At 73.7% G+C, this 1,545-nt stretch carries 3 protein-coding genes; 1 reads left to right on the top strand and 2 read right to left on the bottom strand.

The features are described from left to right. Positions 1 to 605, top strand: a 605-nt coding sequence (locus ESO86_RS16745) for a phage tail sheath family protein (RefSeq protein WP_165308222.1), incomplete at its 5' end; no start/stop codon positions are given. Between the two features lie 15 nt (positions 606 to 620). Here the strand turns inward: ESO86_RS16745 and ESO86_RS16740 are convergent. Together ESO86_RS16740 and ESO86_RS16735 are read right to left on the bottom strand one after the other, a co-directional pair. Then, positions 621 to 1,172, bottom strand: a complete 552-nt coding sequence (locus ESO86_RS16740; protein ID WP_129235935.1) for a hypothetical protein — start codon at positions 1,170 to 1,172, stop codon at positions 621 to 623. A gap of 102 nt (positions 1,173 to 1,274) precedes the next feature. Further along, the coding region (locus tag ESO86_RS16735) for a histidine phosphatase family protein (RefSeq protein ID WP_165308220.1) at positions 1,275 to 1,545 on the bottom strand (271 nt) is incomplete at its 5' end.

Raw genomic sequence — 1,545 nt, 5'->3', positions numbered from 1 at the left:
CGTCGCGCGCCGGGTCCGTCGAGACGTTCGCCGCCTCGGCGTCCGTGGCCGGCGTGCTGGCGCGCAGCGATGCGGCGCACGGCGTGTGGTCGGCACCGGCCGGAACCGACGCGGACGTCCGCGGCGCCGACGGCCTCGAGTTCGACCTCGGGAACCGCGACGCCGAATGGCTCAACACGGCGGGCATCAGCACGTTGCGCACCTTCGCGGGGCACGGGCCGGTCGTCTGGGGAGCACGCACGCTGGCGGGCGCGGACGCGGCGGCGAGCGCGTGGAAGTACGTCCCGGTGCGTCGCACGGCGCTCTTCCTCGAGGAGAGCCTCGATCGCGGCCTGCAGTGGACGCGGTTCGAACCCAACGCCGAGGCGCTCTGGGAGGAGGTGCGCGAGTCGGTCGGCGCGTTCCTGCACGAGCTGTTCCGGATCGGTGCGTGCCGGGGGAACGCGCCCGATCGCGCGTACTTCGTGAAGTGCGACAACGACACGGTCTCGGAGCGCGACATCGATGCGGGTGACCTGCCGGTCTTCGTGGGTTTCGCGCCGATCCGCCCCGCGGAGTTCGTCGTCCTGCACATCAGGGCGCGCGCACGGCGCCCGGGCGACTGAGCCGCCGCGCGGTGCTCAGGCCGCGCCGGGGAGGCCCGGTCCGACCCGGTCGGGCACGGACCTCACCACGCCCGGCAGCCACCGATGCACCTCGGGCCACGCTCGAGCCGTCGGCAGGTGCCGGATGAGCCCGGCCAGCGGCGCATCGCCCGGCTCCCACGGCAGCACGCGGTTCGGGGACGCCGCGGCGACCACGCCGAGCCACCAGTGCATCCAGGTCCCCCGCAGCGACTCGGGCTCGAGGACGACGTAGTAGTCGGGCACCCGGAGCTCGTGCCGGGCGACCGCGTCGATCACCTGCTCGATCTCGAGCTGCAGGACGCCGAGCGTCGCCCGCTCGTCGTAGAACTCGACCCACGCGGATGCCACGTGGCCGAGCGGATCCCGGTCGTGCACGACGAACGGCGCGTGCGACGTGCTCGACCAGGTGACGACCTCGGCGTCGGTGGCATCCGTCATCTCGGCGAACGTCGCACTCTCGACGTTCGCGAGCCCGGCGAGGGATCCGATCGCGGCGGTCGCCTCCTCGCCCACGACGACCAGGGTGGTGCTGCCCGGTGCCTCCATTTCCGGATCATACGTCCGGTGCGGCCGACTCCGGGAGGGGCGACATCGGCCCGTCGCACGATCGTTCCGAGATCGCAACACGCGCCGCACGTCGGCCGGCGCTCAGGCGGTGCGACCCAGCCCCTCGTCACCCGCACGGGCCGGACGCAGCCACGGCAGCACCTCGTCGAACGACGAGCCGCCGACGGTCAGCACGCGCCACGAGGCATCCGCTCGTTCGAGCCGGGAGAACGACAGGTTGTCGAGCCTGGGGTAGCTCTGCGCCTCGTGGCCGCTGAGCTCGCCGAGCGCGTGCCGGATGAGCGTGCCGTGCGCGACGGCGAGCACGCGCGCGCCGTCGTGGTCGACGGCGATGCGCGCGAGCGCCCGCGCC

Origin of the sequence: Agromyces binzhouensis, assembly GCF_004135055.1 — a bacterium.
Lineage (GTDB): Bacteria > Actinomycetota > Actinomycetes > Actinomycetales > Microbacteriaceae > Agromyces > Agromyces binzhouensis.
Note: the sequence above shows the minus strand (reverse complement) of the source record. Positions and strands in the feature narration are given on the sequence as shown.

Coding starts and splice junctions, on each gene's coding strand:
- ESO86_RS16740 (WP_129235935.1), bottom strand. CDS start 1,172: ATGGAGGCACCGGGCAGCACCACCCTGGTCGTCGTGGGCGAGGAGGCG.